Genomic DNA, 22,619 nt, shown 5'->3' with positions numbered 1-22,619 from the left:
ATCGCTCGGCATTTCGCTGATGGCTCTGAGTGTAGCGCCGTGGGTTTATGTTGACAACGAAGCCTTTCGGGACTTACGAAGCGCCCGCCATGGCGGAGCCCCTGTTCACCCCCGAAGAGCAGAAGAAGTTCGATGCGGAGATCGCCGAGATTCTCTCGCACTACCCGGCCGATCGTAAGAGCGCCGCGATGCTTCCCGCGCTGCGGCTGCTGCAGGAGCTGAAAGGCTGGCTGCCCCCCGAGGGACTCAAGCTGGTCGCCAGCCGGCTGGGCGTCACGCCCGAGCGCGCCTACGAAGTCGCCAGCTTCTACGTGATGTACCACCTGAAGAAGCCCGGCAAGTACGTGGTGGACGTCTGCACCAACCTCTCCTGTGCCCTGTGGGGCGCGGAGAAGATGCTCGCCTATCTGGAGCAGAAGCTCGGGCTGAAGGCCGGTGAGGCGAACGAGCGCTTCACCCTGCGCGAGACCGAGTGCCTCGCCTCTTGCGGCACCGCGCCGTGCCTGCAAATCAACGAGGACCACCACGAGAGCCTCACGAAGGCCAAGCTGGACGCGATCTTCGACAAGCTCTCCTGACCTCCTCCATCAAGGAACCTGATTCCATGGCGACAACGGCATTCGAACCGCTCATCTCGGCGGCCTGGGGGAAGCCCAACTCCTGGAAGCTCGACGAGTACAAGAAGCGTGGCGGCTACAAGGGTCTGGAGAAGGCCCTGGAGATGGCGCCGGCGCAGATCATCGACGAGGTGAAGAAGTCCAACCTCCGCGGCCGCGGCGGCGCAGGCTTCCCCACGGGCCTCAAGTGGAGCTTCGTCCCCAAGGACAGCCCCAAGCCCAAGTACCTGGCCGTCAACGGCGACGAGTCCGAGCCGGGCACCTTCAAGGACCGCTACATCCTCGAGAATGATCCGCACATGATGCTGGAGGGCATCGCCATCGCGTCCTACGCGCTGGGCGTGCACACCTGCTACGTGTACCTGCGCGGTGAGTTCAAGTTCCAGGCGGAGCGCACCAACGCGGCCATCCGCGAGGCGTACGCCGCCGGCATCTTCGGCAAGAAGGTGCTGGGCAAGGACTACCAGCTGGACTGCTACGTGGTGCGCGGCGCGGGCGCCTACATCTGCGGCGAGGAGACGGCGCTGCTGGAGAGCCTCGAGGGCAAGAAGGGCTGGCCCCGGCTCAAGCCGCCGTTCCCCGCGGTGGTGGGCCTGTTCGGCTGCCCCACGGTGGTGAACAACGTGGAGACGCTCGCCAGCGTGCCCCACGTCTTCACGCGCGGCCCGGCCTGGTACGCCGGCCTGGGCACCGACAAGTCCGGCGGCACGCGTCTGGTGTGCCTCTCCGGCACGGTGAACCGCCCGGGCGTGTACGAGGTGCCGCTCGAGGCCACCTTCAACCAGCTCATCTTCGACGACAAGTACGGGCGGGGCCTGCCCCCGGGCCGCAAGGTGAAGGCCGTGATTCCCGGCGGCTCCTCGGCGCCCATCCTCAGCCCGGACGAGCTGGACGTGGCCATGGAGTTCGAGGCCGTCAAGGTGAAGCAGACCATGGCGGGCTCCGGCGGCGTCATCGTCATGGATGACACCACCTGCATGGTGCGCAGCCTGTGGCGCGTGGCGCGCTTCTACGCCGAGGAGTCCTGCGGCCAGTGCACGCCGTGCCGCGAGGGCACGCCCTGGCAGACCCGCCTCTTGCGGAAGATCGAAGAGGGCCGGGGCGAGCCGGGCGACGTGGAGATCCTCTCCAACGTGGCGTCCTCCATCGCGCCCTACCCGCCGATCGGCCTGGGCAACACCATCTGCGCGCTGGGCGATGCCGCGGCGCTGCCGACCCATTCCTTCCTCATGCGCTTCCGTGACGAGTTCGAGGCGCACATCCGCGAGCACCGCTGCCCGTTCGGCGACAAGCCCTGGGGCGCGTTCGGAGACTGGTCGTGAACGTCGAGCTGGTTCTCTTCGGAGCCTTCGCGCTCCTGACGCTGCTTTCCGCCGGGATGGTCATCTTCGCCAAGAGCGCCATCAGCTCGGCGATGTCGCTGGTGGCCACGTTCTTCTTCCTGGCCGGCATCTACGTGCTCCTGTGGGCCCACACCGTGGCGGTGCTGCAGGTGCTGGTCTACGCGGGCGCCATCATGGTGCTCTTCCTGTTCGTCATCATGCTGCTCAACCTGGGCGAGACCCCCTCGTCCGGGCCGCGGCTGACGGTCTCGAGGATTGCCGGTGGGGCCGCTGCGGCGGGACTGCTGGTGGTGCTGGTGATGGCCATCTGGCGGATGCCGGCGTCCACGACGACGTTCACCGGAGCCCAGGCCGTCGCGAGCGGCTTCGGCACGCTGCCGGCCATCGGCCAGGTCATCTACACCCAGTGGCTGCTGCCCTTCGAGGCCGTCAGCCTGCTGCTGCTGGTGGCCATGGTGGGCGCGGTCGTGGTGGCCAAGTCGCGGATTTGAGCCCGTCCTCTTCAACCCTCTGCTAGAAGGCGGGCGGCGCTCGCCCTTCACACGGCCATGGTCCCGATCTCCTACTACCTCATCCTCGCCGCCGCCCTGTTCTGCCTCGGCATGTTCGGCGTGCTGATCCGCCGCAACGCGCTGGTGGTGTTCATGTGCGTGGAGCTCATGCTCAACGCGGCGAACCTGACGTTCCTCGCCTTCGCCAGGCAGAACGGCCACCTGACGGGCCACGTCTCCGCGTTCTTCGTGATCGCGGTCGCGGCGGCCGAGGCCTCCATCGGTCTGGCCATCGTCATCGCCGTGTTCCGCAGCCGGGGCACCGTGAGCATCGAAGAAATCCGGACGATGAAACACTGACGTTCCGGCACCTCATTCCGCCAAGCGAGCTCTCCGCCCATGGATCTCAAGCAATTCCTCCTTCAGTTGCGGCTGGATCCCGCCGCCCTGTGGCTGATCATCGCCCTGCCCCTGTTGGGCGCGTTCATCTGCGGCGTGTTTGGCCGGATGCTCGGCCGCGCCAACGTCTATCTGGTGGCCTGCGCCACGGTGGCGGGCTCCTTCCTGCTGTCGCTCTCGGCGTTCCTGTCGGTGAGCCCGCTGGAGGCCTCGCAGGCGGTGACGATGGAGAATGCCTTCTCCTCGGGCACCATCCGCTACGCCTTCGGGCATGACTTCGGCACGTGGTTCTCGGCCGGCACCTTCCGGGTGAACTTCGGCCTGCTGGTGGACCACCTGTCGGGGACGCTGCTGCTGGTCATCACCGGCGTGGGCTTCCTCATCCACCTGTACTCCACCAGCTACATGTCCCACGACGATGGGTACTGGCGGTACTTCGCGTACCTCAACCTGTTCGTCGCGGCGATGCTGACGCTGGTGCTGGCCGACAACCTCGTCCTGCTCTTCGTGGGCTGGGAGGGCGTCGGTATGGCCAGCTACCTGCTCATCGGCTTCTGGTACTCGGACACGGCCAAGGCGTGGGCGGGCCGCAAGGCGTTCGTCACCAACCGCATCGGTGACTTCGCGTTCCTCATCGCCACCTTCCTCGTCGTCCTGCTGGTCAGTGCCTTCAACACCCAGGCGACCGGCGCCAACTTCAGCATGGTGGGCGGCAACCCGGAGACGGCGCAGGTGCGCTTCCGCGAGGGCCTGCAGCAGAAGGGCCCCGTGGTCTTCCAGGGTCTGGAGACCATGGCCAACGCGCTGCACGTGACGGCGGAGAAGGCCCAGGGTGGCGTCAGCCTGGAGACGCCCATCTCCGAGGGCCCGCTCGCGGGCCGCACCTTCGGTGGCGTGCTGACGGTGGCGCTGCTGCTGTTCCTGCTCGGCGCGGCGGGCAAGAGCGCCCAGTTCCCGCTGTACGTCTGGCTGCCGGACGCCATGGCCGGCCCGACGCCCGTCTCCGCCCTCATCCACGCGGCGACGATGGTGACCGCGGGCGTCTACCTCTTCAGCCGCATGAGCTTCCTGCTCGTGCTCAGCCCCACCGCCATGGTAACGGTGGCCATCATCGGCACCATCACCTCGCTGCTGGCCGCGCTCATCGCCTTCGCGCAGGACGACATCAAGAAGGTGCTCGCCTACTCCACCGTGTCCCAGCTGGGCATCATGTTCATGGGCGTGGGCATGGGCATCTTCTGGGCGGCCGTGCTGCACCTGGTCACCCACGCCTTCTTCAAGGCCTGCCTCTTCCTCGGCGCCGGCAGCGTCATGCACGGCAACGCGGACGAGACGGACATCAAGAAGCTGGGCGGCGTGCGCCACGAGATGAAGCAGACGTGGTTCACCTTCCTGGTGGCCACGCTCGCCATCACCGGCATCGTCCCGCTCTCCGGCTTCTTCTCCAAGGACGCCATCTTCCACGGCATCCACCACAACCACCTGCATGGGTACGAGTGGGCCTCGGGCGCCATCTACTACGTGGGCCTGCTCATCGCGGCCTGCACCGCCTTCTACATGTCGCGCGTGTACCTGCTCACCTTCGAGGGCAAGCGCTCGCCGGAGGCGAAGATTCCCCACGCGCACGAGAGCGACTGGCGGATGACGGCGCCCCTGTGGATTCTCGCGTTCCTCAGCGTCGTCGCGCTCTTCCAGGCGCTGCCGCTGATGCCGGGCCGGGGTGGCGTCATGCAGCCGGTGATGGAGAACTTCCTCGGCCCCGTGTTCTCCAGCGCCGAGCGCATCGCCGCTCGCGGCGGTGAGGTGGCGCTGGACCACAGCGTGCCGAGCTTCATCGACTACCTGAAGGCGTGGCTGGTGGCCCTGGCGGGCGGCGCGACGGCCGGCTTCATGTACCTGAAGTACTTCCCGTCGCGGGTGGGCCAGCCGGCTCCGGCCTTCGCCCGCTCGGTGCGGCGCTTCACGCAGAACAAGTTCTATGTGGATGAGGCCTACGAGTTCCTGGTCATCCGGCCGGTGAAGAACGTGAGCGCCATCCTCTACAAGCTGGTGGACACCCTCCTCATCGACACGGTGGCGGTGCGCGGTACCGCGTGGGTCACGGCCCGCCTGGGCAGCGCCCTCCGTTACGTGCAGACGGGAGACGCACAGGCCTATGCCGCGGTGATGGCCCTGGCCCTGCTCGGCGGCGCGGTGTACGCGCTCATCCTGGTGATGAAATGAGCTTCTTCGATACCCATCTGCTCAACCTCGTCGTCTACCTGCCGCTGCTGTTCGCGGCGCTCGTGTGGATGCTGCCGGGCGCCGAGCGCGGGCAGATCCGCACCATCACGTTCATCGGCATGCTGGTGGACCTGGTGTTCGGCGTCTGGGCCTACCTGCGCTTCGACCCGGCCGGCGCCGAGTTCCAGCTCGAGTACCGCACCCAGTGGCTCGGGCAGCTCGGCGTCAGCTACCACATCGGCGTGGACGGCCTGGCCGTCAGCCTGCTGCTGCTCACCGTCTTCCTGGGGCCCCTGGTCGTCATGGCCTCGCAGACGTACATCACCGAGCGCGTGAAGGAGTTCCACCTCGCGCTGCTCGTGCTGCAGACGGTGATGCTCGGCGCGCTGGTGTCGCTGGACGTGCTGCTCTTCTACATCTTCTGGGAAGCGATGCTCATCCCCATGTACCTGCTGGTGGGCGTGTGGGGCGCCGAGGATCGCCAGATGGCGGCGGTGAAGTTCTTCCTCTACACGCTGGCCGGCTCGCTGCTCATGCTGGTGGCCATCGTCGCCCTCTACTTCATCAGCAGCACCCCGGGCAGCCGCTCCTTCGACTACGCCACCATCTACAACAGCCTGACGGCGGCCCACTCGCAGATCGCCGCGTGCACGGGCACCGGGGGTGACTGCGCGTCGCTGCCGGGCATGGCCGGCATCCTGTACCGCTGGGGCCCCTGGCTGTTCGCCGCCTTCGCCATCGCCTTCGCCATCAAGGTGCCGATGTGGCCGGTGCACACGTGGTTGCCCGACGCCCACGTGCAGGCGCCCGTGGCCGGCTCGATGATCCTGGCCGGCGTCATGCTGAAGATGGGCACGTTCGGCTTCTGGCGCTTCGCCATCCCGTTCTTCCCGTCCGCCGCGCACCAGGCCCGGCCCATGCTGGCCACGCTGGCGGTGATTGGCATCGTCTACGGCGCGCTCATGTGCCTGGCGCAGCGGGACATCAAGAAGCTCATCGCCTACTCGTCCGTGAGCCACCTGGGCTACTGCATGCTGGGCATCCTCGCGCTCACCGCCGAGGGCGCCACCGGTAGCGCGTACCAGATGCTCAACCACGGCGTGTCCACGGGCGCGCTGTTCCTCCTGTTCGGCTTCCTGTACGAGCGGCGCCACACCCGCCTGATGTCCGACTACGGCGGCATCGCCAAGGTGGTGCCGGTGTACACGGCGTCCTTCCTCATCATCACCTTCTCGTCCGTGGCGGTGCCGGGCACCAACGGCTTCGTGGGCGAGTTCCTGGTGCTGCTGGGCACCTTCAAGAGCAGCCTCGGCATGGCCTTTGGTGCCTTCGCCACCCTGGGCGTCATCCTCGGCGCGGCGTACATGCTGTGGATGGTGCAGAAGGTGTTCTTCGGCCCCCTCACCCACCGCGAGAACCAGGGCCTCACGGACCTGAACCTGCGCGAGTTCGCCACCGTGGCCCCGTTCCTGGTGCTGGTGCTGGTGATGGGCCTGATGCCGCAGCCCTTCCTGGATCGCATCAACCCCTCCACCGAGCGCTTCCTCCAGCGCGCCGGTCTGGGCATCCCCGGCAGCCAGGTGCGCCCGAGCGATGTGCAGATCTCGGTGATGGGCCTGCCCCCGGCCGGCCTGGCCGCTGCTCCCAACGCCCCGACGCCGGGCCCGCTCGCCGATCGGCGCTAGTCGAGAGTCTCCACCATGAACCTGCCCAACCTGACGTCGGCAGACTTCCTTCCGATGCTCCCCGCCATCATCCTGGTGGTGGGAGCCTGCATCCTGCTCCTGTCGGAGGTGTTCCTCTCCGCCCACTCGTCGCGCGGCTACCAGGCGGTGCTGTCCACCGCCACGTCCGTCATCGCCGGCATCGTGTCGCTGTCGCTGCTGAGCGAGCCGGCCCGCGCGGTGTTTCTCGGCTTCGGGGCGATGGATCCCTTCTCCAGCTTCCTGACGTTCACCGTCTGCGTGTCGCTGGCGCTGGCCTCGCTCACCGCGGCCGGCTTCCTGCGCAAGCGCGGCGCCGAGCGCGGTGAGTTCTACGCCCTCATGCTCTTCGCGGGCGCGGGCATGAGCCTGCTGGGCCTGTCCAACGAGCTCATCACCATCTTCGTCAACGTCGAGGTGCTCTCCATCGCCACCTACGCGCTGACGTCGTACCTGCGGCGCGGCACGCGGCCCAGCGAGGCGGGCTTCAAGTACTTCATCCTCGGCGCCTTCTCCTCGGCGGTGCTGCTGTACGGCTCGGCGCTGCTCTACGGCGCCACCGGCACCACCCTGCTGTCGGACATGGCGGGCCCGCTGCGCGCGGCCATGGCCAACAACAACGCGGCGCTCGTGTACACGGGCGCGGTGCTGGTGGCCGCCGGCTTCTCCTTCAAGGTCGCCGCGGTGCCCTTCCACATGTGGACGCCGGATGTGTACGAGGGCGCTCCCACTCCCGTCACCGCGCTCATGAGCGCCGGTGTGAAGGCCGCCGCCTTCGTCGCCCTGGTCCGCGTGTTCATCAGCGTGGGCAGTGGCATCGACGCACAGCTGCCCTTCGCCATCTTCTCCACCCTGGCGCTGCTCACCATGGTGGCGGGCAACCTGCTGGCCATCCCGCAGCGCAACGTGAAGCGCATGCTGGCCTACTCCTCCATCGCCCACGCCGGCTACCTGCTGCTGGGCGTGGCGGCCCTCTTCGTCTCCGCCCCGGGCCAGGAGTTCAAGCTGCTCGGCCCCACCGCCCTCGTCGGCGCCAGCCCCGAGGACGTGGCCCGCGTCGACGCCCTGCGCGGCATCCTCTACTACCTGCTCGCCTACACCTTCACCGCGGTGGGCGCCTTCGGCGTCGTCTCCCTGCTGGAGCGCCGCGAGGACGAGGAGAAGGGCACCGCCTGGGATCTGGAGCGCTTCAGCGGCCTGGCTCAGCGCCGTCCGGGTTGGGCCTTCGCCATGGCGGCCTTCATGCTGTCGCTCGCCGGCATCCCGCCCACCATCGGCTTCATCGGAAAGCTCATCCTCTTCCGCGCCGCCGTGGACGCGGGCCTCGTCGGCCTCACCATCATCGCGGTGCTCTCCAGCGCGGCCGGCGCCTACTACTACCTGCGCGTGGTGGTCTACATGTACATGCGGCCCGTGCCCGAGGGCGCTCACACCCTCGAGCGCAGCTGGATGACCGAGCTGGCCCTGGTGGTCTCCACCGCCGCCGTGGTGCTGCTCGGCATCCTGCCCGGCCCCCTCACCGAGTGGATCGCCCAGGCCGGCACGCTGTTCACCCGCTGAGCCTCCGCTTCTCCTGATTCACCCACGCCCGGGCGGCTTCCGCCCGGGCGTTTTCATTGCGGGTCCGGCAGAGGCCCTCTCATCATCAGCGTCCGCAGCACGGCCCGCGCTCCCGCCTCCTGCAGGAGGGCCCCGAGCTCCGCGTCCCCAGTCACCACGCGCAGTTCCTCCCCGCTCCCGAGCTCGAGGAAGGCCGCTTCCAGGAGCGCTCGCGCGTGCGCGGGGGTCGCCGCGAAGAAGGGCATCAGCACGCGCGCCTGGGCCCGCACGTCCATCAGCCCCAGCCCGGCCACCTCCGGGTGCTGCGGATCCGTCAGGCGCCGCAACCGGTGCGAGCTCAACGTGGCGAAGCGGGCCAGCTTGCCCGGCACCAGCCCAAAGGCCTGGGTGAGGGAGGCGAAGTCCGGCTCGGCCACCGGCACCACCTCCAGCTCCGCGGGCGCCAACGGCAGGGCCTCCAGGTGGTCCCTCGACAGGCGACAGGTGGTCTCCAGCCGCCCCGCCTTCATCCCCACCGAGCCGTACAACGCCACCGCCGGCTCGTTGTCCGGCTTCACGTACAGCATCCACTCGCGGCAGCCCCTCGTCCGGAACCAGGCGGCGAGCTCCCGCATCATCTTCCGCCCCAACCCCCTCCCCCGCTGCTCCGGCGCCACCACCACGTTCACCACGTAGCCGGTCTCCCCCAGGACATCCACGAGGGCGTACGCGGCCACCCCCTCCGGTCCGTCCAGGAAGAAGGCTCGCTTCACGAGGTCCGACACCCATACGTCCAACGGGGGCGGTGGCTCCTCCACGCCCAGCTCCCCGAAGAGCCGGACGAAGGCGGCATGGTCCTCCACCCGCCCCGGCCGCAGCCCCGGCACATCACCGTGTGCATCGCGCATGTCGGAAGGCCCCTCCTCCGCGCCATGGCCCGGGCGCGAATCCTGGAGCGTATAAAAGAAGGCGGCCCGGCACCCTCAGGAAGGGGACCGGGCCGCAGGTCTTCTCAAGAAGCTCACCGGAAGGTGCTGAAGGGGTGGGGGGGAACCACTTCAGCCTCGCTTCGACGTGCTCCGTCTCCACGCTTTAGCACCCGCCGTGCCAGCCCCTCCGCGCCTCGAATGTCCAATGATTCCGAGCATCTGGCGCATGGACCGCTCCGGCGCCGACCGCGCCATTGCAGCCCTGCATTGCAGCCCTGAAATGCCCTTGCAGAAGTGAAAAGGCTCGGCGTCGCGTGGTGGAAGGGAGCGCTCTGGGCCCCAGGGCCCGAAAAGAAGGCGGCCCGGCACCCTCAGGAAGGGGACCGGGCCGCAGGTCTTCTCAAGAAGCTCACCGGAAGGTGCTGAAGGGGTGGGGGGGAACCACTTCAGCCTCGCTTCGACGTGCTCCGTCTCTACGCTTTAGCACCCACCGTGCCAACCCCTCCGCGCCTCGAATGTCCAATGATTCCGAGCATCTGGCGTAGGGGCCGCTCCGGCGCCGACCGCGCCATTGCAGCCCTGAAATGCAGCCCTGAAATGCCCTTGCAGAAGTGAAAAGACCCCAACCGTGGATTTCGAGGCCCGAAAAGAAGGCGGCCCGGCACCCTCATGAAGGGGACCGGGCCGCGGGTTCTTCTCGGAAGCTCACCGGAAGTGCTGAAGCGGTGGGGGGGAACCTCTTCAGCCTCACTTCGACGTGCTCTGTATCCACCTATAGCAGCCGCCGTGCCAGCCTTTCCGGGCCTCGAATGTCCAGTGATTCCGGGCATCTGGCGTCTCGGGCCCGCCCTCCCCTCCCCGGCGGTTTGCAGCCCTGCATTGCAACCCTGAAATGCCCTTGCAGAAGTGAAAAGCGGGATTCGCCCAGAGCCCAAAAGAAGGCGGCCCGGCACCCTCATGAAGGGGACCGGGCCGCGGGTTCTTCTAAATTAAGCTCATCGGAGACACTGAAGTGGTGGGGGGGAACCTCTTCAGCGCTACATCGACGTGCTCCGGTTGCATGCTTTAGCACTCGCCGTGCCAGCACTCCTGGAATCTCAGACTCCAGTAACTTCAAGCACTTAGCACTCGGACAGGCCCCCAGCGCCGCCCTCCTCGCATTGCAATCCTGCAATCCCTTTGCAGAAGTGAAAATCCGCAATCATCTCAAGCACTTCCGCTTTTCAGGATTGAAGGGGCATTTCATTCCTGGCGGGGTGTGCCCTACCCGACATCCGCCGTGCGGAATCAGTCCCGATGATCCGCTCCGGACGGACGCAGGTTGAGGCGCTTCATCTTCCGCCACAGCGTCGTGGAGGAGACGGCCAGCTCCTCGGCCACGCGGCCCAGGTCCACCCCGTGCTTCTCCAGGGCCTGGGCAATGGCCCGCCGCTCGGCCTCCTCCACCGCCTCGGCCAGGGTGGGCATCCGCGTGCTGAGGTCCAGGGCGGGCACTGGCGGGCTCCCCACCGGGCCGCTGACCTCCACGCGGGTGTTGGGGCGCAGCGGGAAGTCCTCGGGCAGCAGCTCCACGCCCTCGGCCAGCGCCGCCGCCTGCTCCACCAGGTTCTCCAGCTCGCGCACGTTGCCCGGGAAGCTGTAGCCCGTCAGGTGCCCCACCGCCGCCTCCGACAGCCGCTTCGGGTTGGGACTGCGCGCGTTGGCCCGCTTGAGGAAGTGCTCGGCCAGCTCGGGCACATCCTCCAGGCGCTCGCGCAGGGGCGGCACCCGCAGCGTCACCACGTTCAGCCGGTAGTAGAGGTCCTGCCGGAAGCGCTTCTCGCGCACCTCCAGCTCGATGTCCCGGTTGGTGGCGGCGACAATCCGCACGTCCACCTTCGTGGAGGTGGACTCGCCCACGCGCCGCACTTCGCCCTCCTGCAGCGTGCGCAGCAGCTTGGACTGGAAGGCCGGCGTCGTCTCCGTCACCTCGTCGATGAAGAGCGTGCCACCGTCCGCCTCCTCCACGAGCCCCCGCCGGGCCCGGACCGCACCGGTGAAGGCGCCCTTGGCGTGGCCGAACAGCTCGCTCTCCAGCAGCGTCTCGGAGATGGCGGCGCAGTTGACGGGGACGAAGGGCTTGTCCTTGCGCCGGCTGTGCGCGTGCACCGCGCGGGCGACCAGCTCCTTGCCCGTGCCGCTCTCGCCCTGCACCAGCACCGTGGCGTCACTCTGCGCCACGCGCATCAGGCGCGACGTCAGCTCTCGCATCGCCGCGCTGCGGCCCACCAGCGCGCTCAGGCCGTGGCGCTCGTTGAACTCGTCGGCGAGCAGGTCCACCGTCCTCTGCAGCTGGGCCCGCTCCAGCGCGCGCTCCACCCGGTAGCGCAGCTCGCCCTCCTTGAAGGGCTTGGTGACGTAGTCGAACGCCCCCTGGCGCATGGCCTCCACCGCGCTCTCGATGGAGCCGAAGGCCGTCATCATGATGACCTGCAGGCGCGGCGCCACCTCCAGCGCCTTCTTCAGCAGGGTGAGCCCGTCCATGGGCTCCATCTTCAAGTCCGTCAGCATCAAGTCCACCCTGTTGCTCGACAGGGTGGTGAGCGCATCCTCCCCCGTGGCGGCCTCGAGGACCGTGTAACCCTCGGAGCGCAGGAGGAGCGCGGTGGTGGCTCGCATGTTGCGCTGGTCGTCCACGACCAGGATGCAACTACGGGTCAGGGGCGTCGATGCGTCGTTCACGGCAGACTCGTCGGCTGGGTGAGGGGAAGACGGAAGGTGAAGGTGGTGCCACGGCCCGGCGTGCTCTCCAGGGCCAGCTCGCCGTGGTGCACCTCGACGTTGCGCTTGACCACGGCGAGCCCCAGTCCCGTGCCCTGGGCCTTCGTGGTGAAGAAGGGCTCGAAGACGCGGTGCACCAGCTCGGTGGGGATGCCACAGCCCTGGTCCGCCACGTCGATGCGCAGCACGTCCTTGTTGCCATGCGCCTCGCGGCGGGCGCGCACCTGCACCACCCCCCCCTGCGGCATGGCCTGGATGGCGTTGACCAGCACGTTGACGAGCGCCTGGCGGATGAGCCGCCGGTCCATCGGCACGCGAGGCACGTCCTCCGCCACGTCCACGGCGAGCGTGACACGGTTGGAGATGCTCTGCTGCTGGGAGCGCGCGAAGTCCAGCGCGTCCTGCAACACCCGGGGCACGTCCTCGGCCTGGAGGATCGTCTCCCGCGGGCGGGTGTAGTCCAACAGGTCCCCCACCATGCGGTTGAGCCGGTCGCTCTCCTCCGCGAGGATGTCCAGCAGCATGGCCGCGTCACCCTCGGCCTTGTTGAGCAGGCGGCGCAGCGAGGCCACGGCGTTGAAGATGACGCCCAGCGGGTTGCGCACCTCGTGGGCCACGATGGCCGACAGCTCGCCGAGCGCGGCGAAGCGCTCGCGCTGCACCATCTCCGCGCGCGCGGCGGCCAGCTCCGCGTAGGAAGCCCAGAGCGACTCGTAGAGCCGGGCGTTGGCGATGGCCAGGGCGATCTGCCCGCACGTGGCCTCGGCCAGCTCGACGAAGGCGGTGTCGAAGTCGCGCGGCTGGCGGGTGTCGTCCAGCAGCACCACGCCGATGAGCTCCTCGCGCGAGGTGAGCGGCAGGGCCAGCAGGGCCTTCTCCTCGAAGCGGCGGACGAGCTCGCGCTGCTCCATGCCCTCGACCTTGGACAGGTCCGGCACGGCGATCGGCCGGCGCTCGCGGGCCACGCGCGCGACGACGCTGCCGGTCTCATCCACCGGAATCACCACGCCCCGGAAGAAGTCGCGGTGGGTGGCGGAGGCGGCGGCGCCTCGCAGCACCCCTTGCTGCTCGTCGTGCAGGAGGATGAAGCAGTTGGAGACGTCCAGCAGCTTCACGAGGAAGTCCGAGGCCACGTCCAGGATGCTGGCCACCTCCAGCGTGGCGGTGGTGGTCCGGGCCAGGTCCAGCAGCAGGCGCGTGTCCGCGAGCTGCCGGGCGGACTCGGTGCGCAGACGGCGTTGATCCAACAGCGTCATCAACAGCTCGGACAGCGTGCCCAGCAGCCGCAGGTCCGCCCCGACGAAGGGGCGCCCGGGAGCCCGCAACACCTGGAGGAGCCCCCGCGGGTGGCCCCCATGCGCCAGGCGCACCGCCGCGCCACAGCCCAGACGGCCGCCCGTGGCCTCCAGCAGCGCGCGCTCCTCGGCCTCGTTGGAGAGCACCGCGCCCCGGGCCACCACCACGGACGGCGACAGGCCTCCCAACGGCGCGGCGAGCACCTGCTTCAGCTCCCCATCCAGCCCCACCTGCCCGGTGAGGACGAGCTCGCCCTCGGGCGTCCGGGGCGCGTACAGCAGCACGGCCTCCGCGCCGAGCAGCGAGGCCAGGCGCGACAGGAAGTCCTCGGCGGAAGGCGGCTCCGGCTGGGCGACGAAGCGCGCCGCCTCGGCCACCGCCACCATCTCCCACCGGCCCCGCTCCACGTCCGTCAGCAGCCGCGCGTCGGTGAGGGCCGCGCCCACCACCTTGGCGAAGAGCGCCAGCACCGAGCCGTAGGACGGGGACAGCCCCACCCCGCACACCCACAGCACCTCCGACAGCGTGGTGCCCAGCGGAAGGTAGACGGGCGTGGCTCCATCCCGGAGAGGGCCGAACACGGGCCGCCCCTCGGACAGCGCCCGCAGTCCCAGCGCCCCATCCTCCGGAGGCAGGGCTCCATCCCGCGCGAGGAAGCGCTCCCCGTCCCGCACCAGGAAGCTCGCGGAGAAGCCCGCGTGGGTGAGGCCCGTCAGCGCCACCCGCCGCACCGCCTCCTCCGAGCGCGCCGCGACGAGCTCCGCGCTCGTCTCCACCAGGCGCTCGGCCACCGCCAGCTCCGCCGGCCGCTGCCCCAGCACCAGGCAGTTGACGAGCATCGCCGCGCCCACGCCCTCCACCTCCACGTACCGCACGTGGGAGGCCACCTCCAGCGTCCCCCCATCCGCCCTCGGCATCAGGTAGCGCTGGGGATCCGGCTCCTTCAGCGTCCCCTCCTCCCGCTGCCGCTGGCGCACCTCCAGCCGCGTCCGATCCTCCGGACGCACGAACTCCAGGAAGAGGCGGCCCTCCACCTGCTCCCGGCTCCGCCCCAGCATCTCCAGGTAGGCCTCGTTGGCCGCCAACACCCGGCCCCCATGCGCCACGTACATGGGGTTGCCGAAGGAGTCGATGAGGTCCCGCAGGGCCGCCTCGCTGTAACGCCTCGTCCTCATGCGCGCCGCAGCACCCGTTTCTCTCCGACCCGCAGCGTCACCTTCTCGCGGTCGAAGTACTCCGAGAGGGGAATCACGAACTTCCGGCTCTGGCCCACCAGCTCCTTGAAGGCCTGGGTGGAAATCTCCTTCTTCTCGCGCAGGTGGGCAACCAGCCGCTCCTTCAATCCCGCCAGCGCCCCCGTGTCGAAGAACAGTTCTTCACTGACGCGCACCACCCGGCCCTCCGCCACCGCCACCTTGAGCAGCTCCTGCACCCGGGCCGCCGGCAACCGCAGCCGCTCGGCCAGCTCGTTGAGCGTGGGCGGCGCCAGTCCCGCCGCGGAGAGGTCCGCCACCAGCCGCGTGCGCGCCGCGTCCTCGTCCAGCGACAGCGTCCGCCCACGCCCCTTGAGGCGCACCACCTCCTTGTCCACCTCCACCTTCCCCGCGTCCGTCAGCGCCTGCACCACCCGGGTGAAGAGGCGCGCGTCCAGCTCGCCCGACAGCCGCTGGCGCAGCTCCTCGCGCGACAGGCCCTCGCGCAGCGGCTCGCGCTCGTGGAAGGCCGCGAGCAGCGCCAGGGCGCGCGCCTGCAGCCCCTCGAACACCTCGCCCGAGACGTACAGCCGCTTCTCCCGGTCCACCAGCAGCGCCGTGCCCCGCGCACCCAGCAACTCCAGCGCCCGGGAGAGCACCTTGGGCGCGAGCGCCGAGCGGGCGAAGAGCTCCTGCTGCGTGAGGCCCCGGTAGCCCGACTGGCGCAGCAACCACGTCACCTGGCCTCCCGCGTCCGCCTCCAGCAGCGGCGCCACCACCTCGGCGCCTCCCTTGCGGCGGCGCGGCGGGGTGATGGACAGCACGCGCCCACCGGCCAGCGTGGCGCCCCGGCCCGGCAGCACGCGCGAGCCCCGGAGGATGAAGCGCTGGCCCGGCAACGCCGCCATCGGCTCGGACAGCCGCAGCTGCGCGAGCGTCGTCTCTCCCGGCTCCAGCTTCTCCAGGTCCAACAGCGCCACCGTGGCCTCCACCTGCGCGGTGCCCAGGTGCAGCAACAGCTTGCGGCGCTTGGGAAGCCCCTCCTCCGCCGCGGGCAGCAGGCTCAGCTCCACGTCCAGCATGCGCGTCTCGGGCACCTCGCCGGCCTTCACCAGCACCATGCCGCGCGCAATCGCCTCGGGCTCCACGCCCGTCAGGTTCACCGCGGTGCGCTGGCCCGCCGCCACCTTCCGCACCGCCTCGCCGTGCATCTGCAGCCCGCGCACACGCAGCGGTCCCGGCAGCCCCGGCAACAGCGACACGGCGTCCTCCACCGCGAAGGTGCCCGACAGCAGCGTGCCCGTCACCACCGTGCCGAAACCCTTGATGGTGAAGGCCCGGTCCACCGGCAGGAAGGCGGGGCCCTCCGCGGGGCGCGAGCTCAATCCCCGGGCGGCCCGGGTGAGCGCGGCGCGCAGCGCGTCCAACCCCTCGCCCGTCTTCGAGGACACGGGCACCACCGGCGCGCCCTCCAGGAAGGTGCCCGCCACCAACGTGGCCAGGTCCGCCTCCACCAGCGCGCGCCACTCGGCGCCCAGCTCCGCCAGCAGGTCCGACTTGGTGAGCGCGATGACCCCGGCCTTCACGCCGAGCAGCCGGCAGATGTCCAGGTGCTCGCGCGTCTGGGGCATCACGCCCTCGTCCGCCGCCACCACCAGCACCGCCAGGTCCACCCCGCCGGCGCCCGCCGCCATCGCCTTCACGAAGCGCTCGTGCCCGGGCACGTCCACCACGCCCGCCACCGTGCCGTCGTCGAGCGTCAGGTGCGCGAAGCCCAGCTCGAGCGTGATGCCCCGGCGCTTCTCCTCCTTGAGCCTGTCGGTGTCGATACCGGTGAGCGCCTTGACCAGTGACGTCTTGCCGTGATCGATGTGCCCCGCGGTGCCGATGATCATCTCGCCCCTGGCCCTCCCTCCCGGCTAGGCGCCCGCCTTGTCCGGGTCCACGTCGAAGCGCCCGTCCTCGGTGACGGCCTCGTAGTCCCACGGGAACACGACGAGCGCGTCGGTGGGCAGCGCGCAGAAGCTCGGGGCGAAGCCCCCGGGCCGCGCCACCAGCGAGGCGGTGTTCACTTCCTTCGCCCCCACCTTCTGGGCCAGCGCGGTGGCCAGCTCCAGCGTGTCGCCACTGGAGACGACGTCGTCCACGATGAGCACGCGCTTGCCCTTGAGCTCGCGCGGCATCTCCCCGCTCAGCTTCGGCTTGGCCACGCCCTTGTCGCGGCTGCGGCGGCTGATGCGCACCGGGTAGAAGTCACAGCCGAGCGCGCTCGACAGCGCTCCGCCGACGAACACTCCGCCGTGCGCCACGCCCACCACCGCCTGGGGCTTGAAGGACTGGCTGATGTGGCGCGCGAGCGTCTGCACCGCGCGGTCGAACTCCGCCCAGGACAGCTCCTGCACGCTCCGGTTCGAACGGGATTGGTCTCTCCCGGTGAGCTGGCGCGGCGCCTCGACCTGAGGTGCGAGGACCATGTCCGACGGGATGGAGACGAGCTTCTCCACCTGCTGCTTCTGGGAAGGCTTGCCCTTCGTGCCCTTGGGCGTTGCCTGGGTGGGCGGTGCCTTCGTGGGCGTTGCCCGCTTGGTGGCCACGGGGAGGACTCCGGTCTGGGGTGCGGGCCGCGTCATACCCCGGGCCGCGCGGTGCCGCCACTCCCGCCGGAGCCCGCCTGCCCGCCCTCCAGCCCGGCTCAGCTCATGGCCTGGGCCATCTCCGCCAAAATCTCGCGAATCTCCTCCCCGGTGACGACGTAGTGCGTCGTACAGAAGTGGCAGTCCGCCTTGGCCTCCCCCTCGTTGGCGAGGATGTCCTCCAGCTCCGCCCGGCCCATGGTCACCAGGGCCCGCTTCACCCGCTCCTTGCTGCAACTGCAGGTGAAGGACAGGGGGTAGCGCGACATCACCTCCAGGTCCGGCTGGGGCACCAGCGCCTTGAGGAGCGCCGTCGCCCCTTGGGCCCCATGCGCCTTCACGGCGGACTCGAAGTCCCTGGCGAGCCGCTCGCCCAGCTCCCGGAAGGCCGCCTGGTCCCCGTCCGGCAACGGCTGGAGGAACAGGCCGGCCACGGTGCCCAGGGGCTCGGGGACGCCGTTGGCCTCGCCCGGCAGCACGGTGAGGTAGACGCGCGTGGGCAGCTGATCCGAGATGGAGAAGTAGCGCTCCAGGTCCTTGGTCAGATCGAAGGCCTCGAGCTCCACCGCCGAGCGGTAGTACTCGCCCCCGCCCAGGTCGCGCAGCACCGACAGGTAGCCCTTGTTCCCCAGCGCCGGACGCCAGTGGTACGCGCCCTCGGCGCCCAGGTGGGACACGAGGGGATTCTTGGCGTAGCCCCGCAGCACGCCCGCGGTGTCCGCGTCCACGAAGAGGCCTCGCAACGGCCCGTCGCACTCCAGCTGCAGGTTGATGCGCGAGTCGCTCTTCTGCAGCGAGGCCATCAGGGCCCCGGCGGTGAGCGCCTCCGCCATCAACGAGGCCGAGGCCGTCGCGGAGCGGTGCAGCTCGCGCGCCCGCCTGGAGAGCTCACTGGTGGTGACGAGCACCACGCGCAGGTCGGTTTCCTTCAACAATCCACTGACGAGTTCATCGGCCATAGGGTCTGGAAGTAGCGTGCCCACCCGCGGGTCGCTCGCCAATGACATTCAACCCCCGGGCTCCCCCGGCCGGGCGCCAGCCAGCGGGGCCTCCTGGCACGCATCACCCCGGCTGATACCTCCGTGCGCCCCGGCTGGCCCATCTGATGGCGGAAAGTCTCACCCGCTCCCGGGACCGGCTATAACCCCCTGTCCGTCCGACTGTCACTCATGCGGCCCCCAACCGCGCGATGTCCGGAGTACCGATGAGCACGCACGCCGCCACCGCTTCCGATCTCTCCCAGTCCCAGAAGACACCGCTCCTCCAGTCCCGCCTGGGCTCGTTCCTCGCCGTGGTGCCGCTGAGCATCTGGGTGGTGAACCACCTGTGGGACAACCTCGCCGCCTTCTACGGGGGCGCGGCCTGGCAGACGGCGGTGACGCAGTACAAGAACCCGTTCGCTCAGGCCTTCACCTTCCTCATCGTCATCCTGCCGCTGCTCTTCCACACCGGCTGGGGCCTGGTGCGCATGTTCAGCTTCAAGCCGAACAACCTCGCCTACCCCTACTACGGCAACCTCAAGTACATCGTTCAGCGCGTGGCCGGCCTGGGCGTGCTCGCCTTCCTGGGCGCCCACATCTGGCTGGCCTTCCTCCAGCCGCACCTCATCTACGGCGGCCCCGAGCCCTTCGCCGCCATCGCCTACGAGATGCACTGGCACCCGCCCACCATCGCCGTCTACACGCTGGGCGTGCTGGGCACGGCCTACCACCTGGCCAACGGCCTCCAGGGCTTCGCCATGGGCTGGGGCCTGCTGGCCTCCGAGCGCTCCATGCGCCGCTTCGAGCCCTGGTCCATCGTCATCTTCCTCGTGCTGCTCGGCATCGGCTGGGGCGCCCTCTTCGCGCTCTACAAGGCCGGTGGCACCGAGGAGGTCATGCAGGAGCGCGCCCGCATCATGCAGGCGCGGGGCGTGGAGTCGGACCACTAGTCTCCCCCCCCTCTCCAGGAGCCCGCGCGCCGGGCTCCGGACAGGCGAACGGCCGCCCCGGTCTCCCGGGAGCGGCCGTTTCACTTCCATGCGCCGGGGCGCTCGGCCCTAGAACGGGATGTCGTCGTCCCCGCCGCCGTTGCCGCCACCACCACCGCCACCCTCGTCCATGCCCATGGGGGGCGGACCGTAGTCGTCGTAACCACCGCCCTGCTGCTGGCCCCCGCCGCGCTGCTGCGAGTAGCCACCGCCGCGGCCACCACCACCGCCACCGCCCGCGCCCGCTCCGGCGCCATCACGGCCGCCGAGGAAGGTCACCGCGTTGGCCACCACCTCGGTGGTGTAGTTCTTCCGGTTCTCCTTGTCGGTCCACTCCCGCGTCTGCAGGCGGCCCTCGACGTAGCACTGCCGGCCCTTCTTCAGGTACTCGCCGCACAGCTCCGCGAGCTTCCCCCACACGACGATGCGGTGCCACTCCGTGCGCTCCTGCTTCTGGCCGTTCTTGTCCGTCCAGGTGTCGCTGGTGGCGATGCGGAAGTTGGCGACCGCCTGGCCGCCCGGGGTGAAACGCACCTCCGGGTCCGCGCCGAGGTTGCCGATGAGGATGACCTTGTTGACTCCTCCAGCCATGATGCCTTGCCTTTCCACGAGGACCGGTCCACCGCGGACCGGTCACATTGCGTCGGGTGGGGGCCCAACACCCACCACCGGACTCGCCCTATAGCATACCGGGCGAGTCCCCCCCTGAACAGGGATTCACCCGGTCATCTCTCCGGTGCTGGGACGGAGGGCGGCCGAGCGTCCAGGGGCTGGATTCACCCGCCCGGACGGGTCTCGGCGGTGCGCTCGGCACCCGTGGGACCCACCTGGACGGCGGAGGCCGGAGCCACCACCTGCGCGGGCACCACCGCCGGCTTGGGCGCCTTCTCCTCGGCCACCTTGCGCGACAGCGCCCCATCCAGCGAGCGGGCGAACTCCGCCAGCTTCGTGTCCGTGGAGCCCAGGCTCTTCTTCAGCGCCTTCCAGAAGGGGTGCTCCGCCTCGCCGGCCAGCACCAGCCCGCGCGCCAGCAGCGTGGTGGCCACCTCGCGGTCCTTCGCGGACGCGCCCTTGAGCGCCAGCACCAGCTCCTCGGGCGCCGTGCGCGCCACCGCGCCCAGGCCCTCGGCCATCTCCGTCTCCGAGGTGGCGTCACCCGAGGCGGCCGACGACAGCTCGATGACGCGCGAGAGCGCCTCGGCGTTGCCGCTGGCCGCCAGCTCCACCATGCTGCCCAGGCCCGGCACGTCCACCGACAGCTCCCGCGCCACCGCGCGCAGCCGGCCATACACGTCCGTGCCCGCCGAGTAGCTGTCCAGCAGCGTGCGCACCCCGAGGTAGTCCTGCGGGTTGGACTGGTAGAGGCTCTCGGCCACCACCGCCCGCACCGCGGGGTCCCTCTCGCTGCGCCACGCCGTGCGCAGGAAGCCGATGTTGCGCGAATCCCGCTGGCTGCCCAGCGCCAGGTACGTCTTCACCCGGCTGACCACTTCCGCCTGGGGGCTGCTGGACTGCTCGCCACCGAGCTCCGCCACCGCGCGCCCGGGGCCCATCGTGGAGCCCACCGAGGCCAGGCCCGCGCCCAGCGCGTCCAGCCCGCGCACCACGGGGCCCGAGCGGCCCGGGTAGTCATTCACCATCATGGAGAAGATGAACTTCTCCCCACCGGCCGCCTGCACGTAGCCGCTCAGCGCCGACACGTTCTCCAGCGTGCCCGTCTTCGCGCGCAGCCGCCCCACCGCCTCCGTCCCGTCGAAGCGGTACTTGAGCGTGCCGTCCTTGCCGGCGATGCCCAGCGAGGACAGGTACTCGGGCGCCAGCGGGAAGCGCTCGTACATGTAGCGGAGGATCCGGTCGAACTGCGCGGCGGAGAAGCGGTTGGCGTCGTTCAGGCCGCTGCCGTTCTTCATCACGTAGGTGCCGCGGGGGATGCCCACCTCGCGCGCGAGGAAGTCCTCCACCACGTCGATGCCCTTGGCGAAGCTGCCCGGCGCGCCCCGCGCCTCGGCGCCCATCGTCTTGAGGAGCGTCTCGGCCACGAAGTTGCTGGAGAGCTTGTTGAGCCGCTTGAGGATGAGATCGAACGTCTCCGACTGGGACACGTACACCAGCTTCGCCTTGGACGGCGTGAGGCCCGCCTTCACCTTGCCCTTCACCTTCACGCCCCGCGCGTTCAGCATCTGCTTGAGCGTCTGGCCGAAGTACATGGGCGGGTTGTCGATCTTCTTGTAGACGCTCATGTAGGCGCCGCCGAGCGGCACCTGGCCCCGCACGATGATCTTCTGCTGCGTCCCCGCGGCGTCCGAGGCCACCGAGAAGCGGCGCGCCCGGGCATTGCCGGTGGTCAGCGTGTTCTCCACCACGAAGAAGTCGCTCTGCGGCTCCACCTCCACCACGCCCTTGGCGCCGAGGGTGTCACCGGGGCGCAGGTACACGCCCACCGCGTTCCAGTTGAGGCTCAACGCCCCCGTGGGCGCCATGTACGCGCGGTCCGAGTCCTCCTGATCGAAACCGGGCGGCGTGCGCTCGGCGTCGAACCACGAGTCGTCCACGATGATGTCCTGCACCTCGCGCAGGCCGGTGTGGAAGAGCTCGCCCACGATGCCGTAGAGGCGCTCGGTGGTGATGGAGGGGTCGCCCTTGCCCCGGACGTAGAGCGTCTTGGCCTTGAGGCCATCGGACTCGGACTCCACGAGGAACTCGGTCTCGTAGCGGTACTCGGGCCCCAGCGTGCTGAGGGCCGCCGCCGAGGTGACGAGCTTCACGTTGGAGGCGGGGTTGAGCAGCTCGTCGGCGTTGTGGCTGAACACCACGCTGCCGTCATCGAGGCTCATCATGTGGACGGCCACGCGGCTGGCGTTGAGGGGCTCGCGCTGCAGCACCTGCATCAGCGAAGCCCTGAGGGCCTCGCGCTCCGCGCGCTTCTTGTCGTCCGGCGCGCCGAAACCCGCGCGCGGAAGCGTGACGAAAATGGCGACCGTCACGGCCAAGAGTGTTCTGGCTCGGTGGACCTGCACGTGCTCTCCGGGAAAAGTGAGGGCCATTATGGGAGGCGGACTGGGGGGCGGCAAGGGAGACACTTCACCGGAGCTGCCCTCATGGGCGCCCGGCCTTCCACCAGGCGGCAAAGCGTTACCGCATCTGTGGACCAGTGCTCTCTTCATGGGAAAACGGGCAGGCGGCCAGGCGGGTTTCCCGAGAAATGAGCCTGCCCACCCGTGACGACATGGTGACGGCACTCCGGGGGAGTGAGAGCGGCTCCGACAGGCTCGTCCAGGGACGGAGACGCCCGCGCGCCTCTGACTACCAGGGGATGGATCGGCGGTCGCGGAAGAAGCCCCCCGAGGGGCCCTCCGGGGGAAGCGTTGCGGCCCATACGATCGTGTCCGCGCCCTCCTCCACCCCTCGGGGTGCGTGCGCGCCTCCCATGCGCGTCTTCACCCAGCCCGGGCACACGGCGTTCACGAGGTTTGCCTGGGGGGGTCCGCCCTGGGTACGTTGGCCGCGGTCCGATCGTTCCCCGC

Annotated in this window: 16 protein-coding genes; 8 read left to right on the top strand and 8 right to left on the bottom strand. The window is 69.5% G+C overall.

Features of this window, described 5'->3' with window-relative positions:
• The first annotated feature begins 89 nt into the window (after positions 1 to 89).
• Genes nuoE through VFZ09_RS36840 form a run of 7 tightly spaced genes read left to right on the top strand, consistent with a single transcriptional unit; the run spans position 90 to position 8,336 of the window.
• A complete protein-coding gene (gene nuoE / locus VFZ09_RS36870) occupies positions 90 to 578 on the top strand; it encodes a complex I 24 kDa subunit family protein (RefSeq protein WP_047855419.1) in 489 nt (162 codons plus the stop codon).
• A 26-nt stretch (positions 579 to 604) separates the two neighbouring features.
• Positions 605 to 1,939, top strand: a complete 1,335-nt coding sequence (nuoF, locus tag VFZ09_RS36865; protein WP_329732455.1) for an NADH-quinone oxidoreductase subunit NuoF — start codon at positions 605 to 607, stop codon at positions 1,937 to 1,939.
• A complete protein-coding gene (locus tag VFZ09_RS36860) occupies positions 1,936 to 2,451 on the top strand; it encodes an NADH-quinone oxidoreductase subunit J (RefSeq protein ID WP_329732454.1) in 516 nt (171 codons plus the stop codon). Before nuoF ends, VFZ09_RS36860 begins: the two co-directional genes overlap by 4 nt.
• A 57-nt stretch (positions 2,452 to 2,508) precedes the next feature.
• Positions 2,509 to 2,811 carry an NADH-quinone oxidoreductase subunit NuoK gene (nuoK, locus tag VFZ09_RS36855; RefSeq protein WP_329732453.1) on the top strand — a complete coding sequence of 101 codons (303 nt, stop codon included), beginning with the start codon at positions 2,509 to 2,511 and terminating at the stop codon, positions 2,809 to 2,811.
• A 39-nt stretch (positions 2,812 to 2,850) separates the two neighbouring features.
• Positions 2,851 to 5,073 (top strand): NADH-quinone oxidoreductase subunit L, encoded by a 2,223-nt coding sequence (gene nuoL / locus VFZ09_RS36850; protein ID WP_329732452.1) that lies wholly within the window; start codon positions 2,851 to 2,853, stop codon positions 5,071 to 5,073.
• Positions 5,070 to 6,758, top strand: coding sequence for an NADH-quinone oxidoreductase subunit M (locus VFZ09_RS36845; RefSeq protein ID WP_329732451.1), 1,689 nt, complete (start codon positions 5,070 to 5,072; stop codon positions 6,756 to 6,758). Before nuoL ends, VFZ09_RS36845 begins: the two co-directional genes overlap by 4 nt.
• A 15-nt stretch (positions 6,759 to 6,773) precedes the next feature.
• A complete protein-coding gene (locus VFZ09_RS36840) occupies positions 6,774 to 8,336 on the top strand; it encodes an NADH-quinone oxidoreductase subunit N (protein ID WP_329732450.1) in 1,563 nt (520 codons plus the stop codon).
• Between the two features lie 53 nt (positions 8,337 to 8,389).
• Here the strand turns inward: VFZ09_RS36840 and VFZ09_RS36835 are convergent, their stop codons facing one another.
• The 6 genes from VFZ09_RS36835 to VFZ09_RS36810 all read right to left on the bottom strand — a co-directional run bounded on the left by VFZ09_RS36835 (position 8,390) and on the right by VFZ09_RS36810 (position 18,085).
• Complete coding sequence (locus VFZ09_RS36835) at positions 8,390 to 9,223, bottom strand: GNAT family N-acetyltransferase (protein ID WP_329732449.1); 834 nt, start codon at positions 9,221 to 9,223, stop codon at positions 8,390 to 8,392.
• A gap of 1,308 nt (positions 9,224 to 10,531) precedes the next feature.
• A complete protein-coding gene (locus tag VFZ09_RS36830; protein ID WP_329732448.1) occupies positions 10,532 to 11,965 on the bottom strand; it encodes a sigma-54 dependent transcriptional regulator in 1,434 nt (477 codons plus the stop codon).
• Positions 11,962 to 14,475: an ATP-binding protein gene (locus VFZ09_RS36825; protein ID WP_329732447.1), complete on the bottom strand. Its 2,514-nt coding sequence runs from the start codon at positions 14,473 to 14,475 to the stop codon at positions 11,962 to 11,964. Before VFZ09_RS36825 ends, VFZ09_RS36830 begins: the two co-directional genes overlap by 4 nt.
• Positions 14,472 to 16,388, bottom strand: a complete 1,917-nt coding sequence (gene selB / locus VFZ09_RS36820; protein WP_329732446.1) for a selenocysteine-specific translation elongation factor — start codon at positions 16,386 to 16,388, stop codon at positions 14,472 to 14,474. The genes VFZ09_RS36825 and selB overlap by 4 nt, the downstream gene beginning before the upstream one ends.
• Before the next feature lie 24 nt (positions 16,389 to 16,412).
• Complete coding sequence (locus VFZ09_RS36815) at positions 16,413 to 17,087, bottom strand: phosphoribosyltransferase (RefSeq protein ID WP_329732445.1); 675 nt, start codon at positions 17,085 to 17,087, stop codon at positions 16,413 to 16,415.
• Between the two features lie 98 nt (positions 17,088 to 17,185).
• Positions 17,186 to 18,085 carry an Hsp33 family molecular chaperone HslO gene (locus VFZ09_RS36810; RefSeq protein WP_329732444.1) on the bottom strand — a complete coding sequence of 300 codons (900 nt, stop codon included), beginning with the start codon at positions 18,083 to 18,085 and terminating at the stop codon, positions 17,186 to 17,188.
• 245 nt (positions 18,086 to 18,330) lie between these two features.
• Between VFZ09_RS36810 and VFZ09_RS36805 the strand changes: the two genes are divergently transcribed.
• Positions 18,331 to 19,056, top strand: a complete 726-nt coding sequence (locus tag VFZ09_RS36805; protein ID WP_329732443.1) for a succinate dehydrogenase — start codon at positions 18,331 to 18,333, stop codon at positions 19,054 to 19,056.
• Positions 19,057 to 19,164: 108 nt separating this feature from the next.
• Here VFZ09_RS36805 and VFZ09_RS36800 read toward each other — a convergent pair whose 3' ends face one another.
• Together VFZ09_RS36800 and dacB are read right to left on the bottom strand one after the other, a co-directional pair.
• Positions 19,165 to 19,686: a single-stranded DNA-binding protein gene (locus VFZ09_RS36800; RefSeq protein ID WP_329732442.1), complete on the bottom strand. Its 522-nt coding sequence runs from the start codon at positions 19,684 to 19,686 to the stop codon at positions 19,165 to 19,167.
• Positions 19,687 to 19,871: 185 nt separating this feature from the next.
• Positions 19,872 to 22,112 (bottom strand): D-alanyl-D-alanine carboxypeptidase/D-alanyl-D-alanine endopeptidase, encoded by a 2,241-nt coding sequence (gene dacB, locus VFZ09_RS36795; protein WP_329732441.1) that lies wholly within the window; start codon positions 22,110 to 22,112, stop codon positions 19,872 to 19,874.
• Positions 22,113 to 22,619: the final 507 nt, after the last annotated feature.

It is taken from the genome of Archangium sp., from assembly GCF_036277355.1.
In the GTDB taxonomy this organism is placed as follows: Bacteria; Myxococcota; Myxococcia; order Myxococcales; family Myxococcaceae; genus Archangium.
This window is presented reverse-complemented; position numbering and strand designations above follow the sequence as displayed.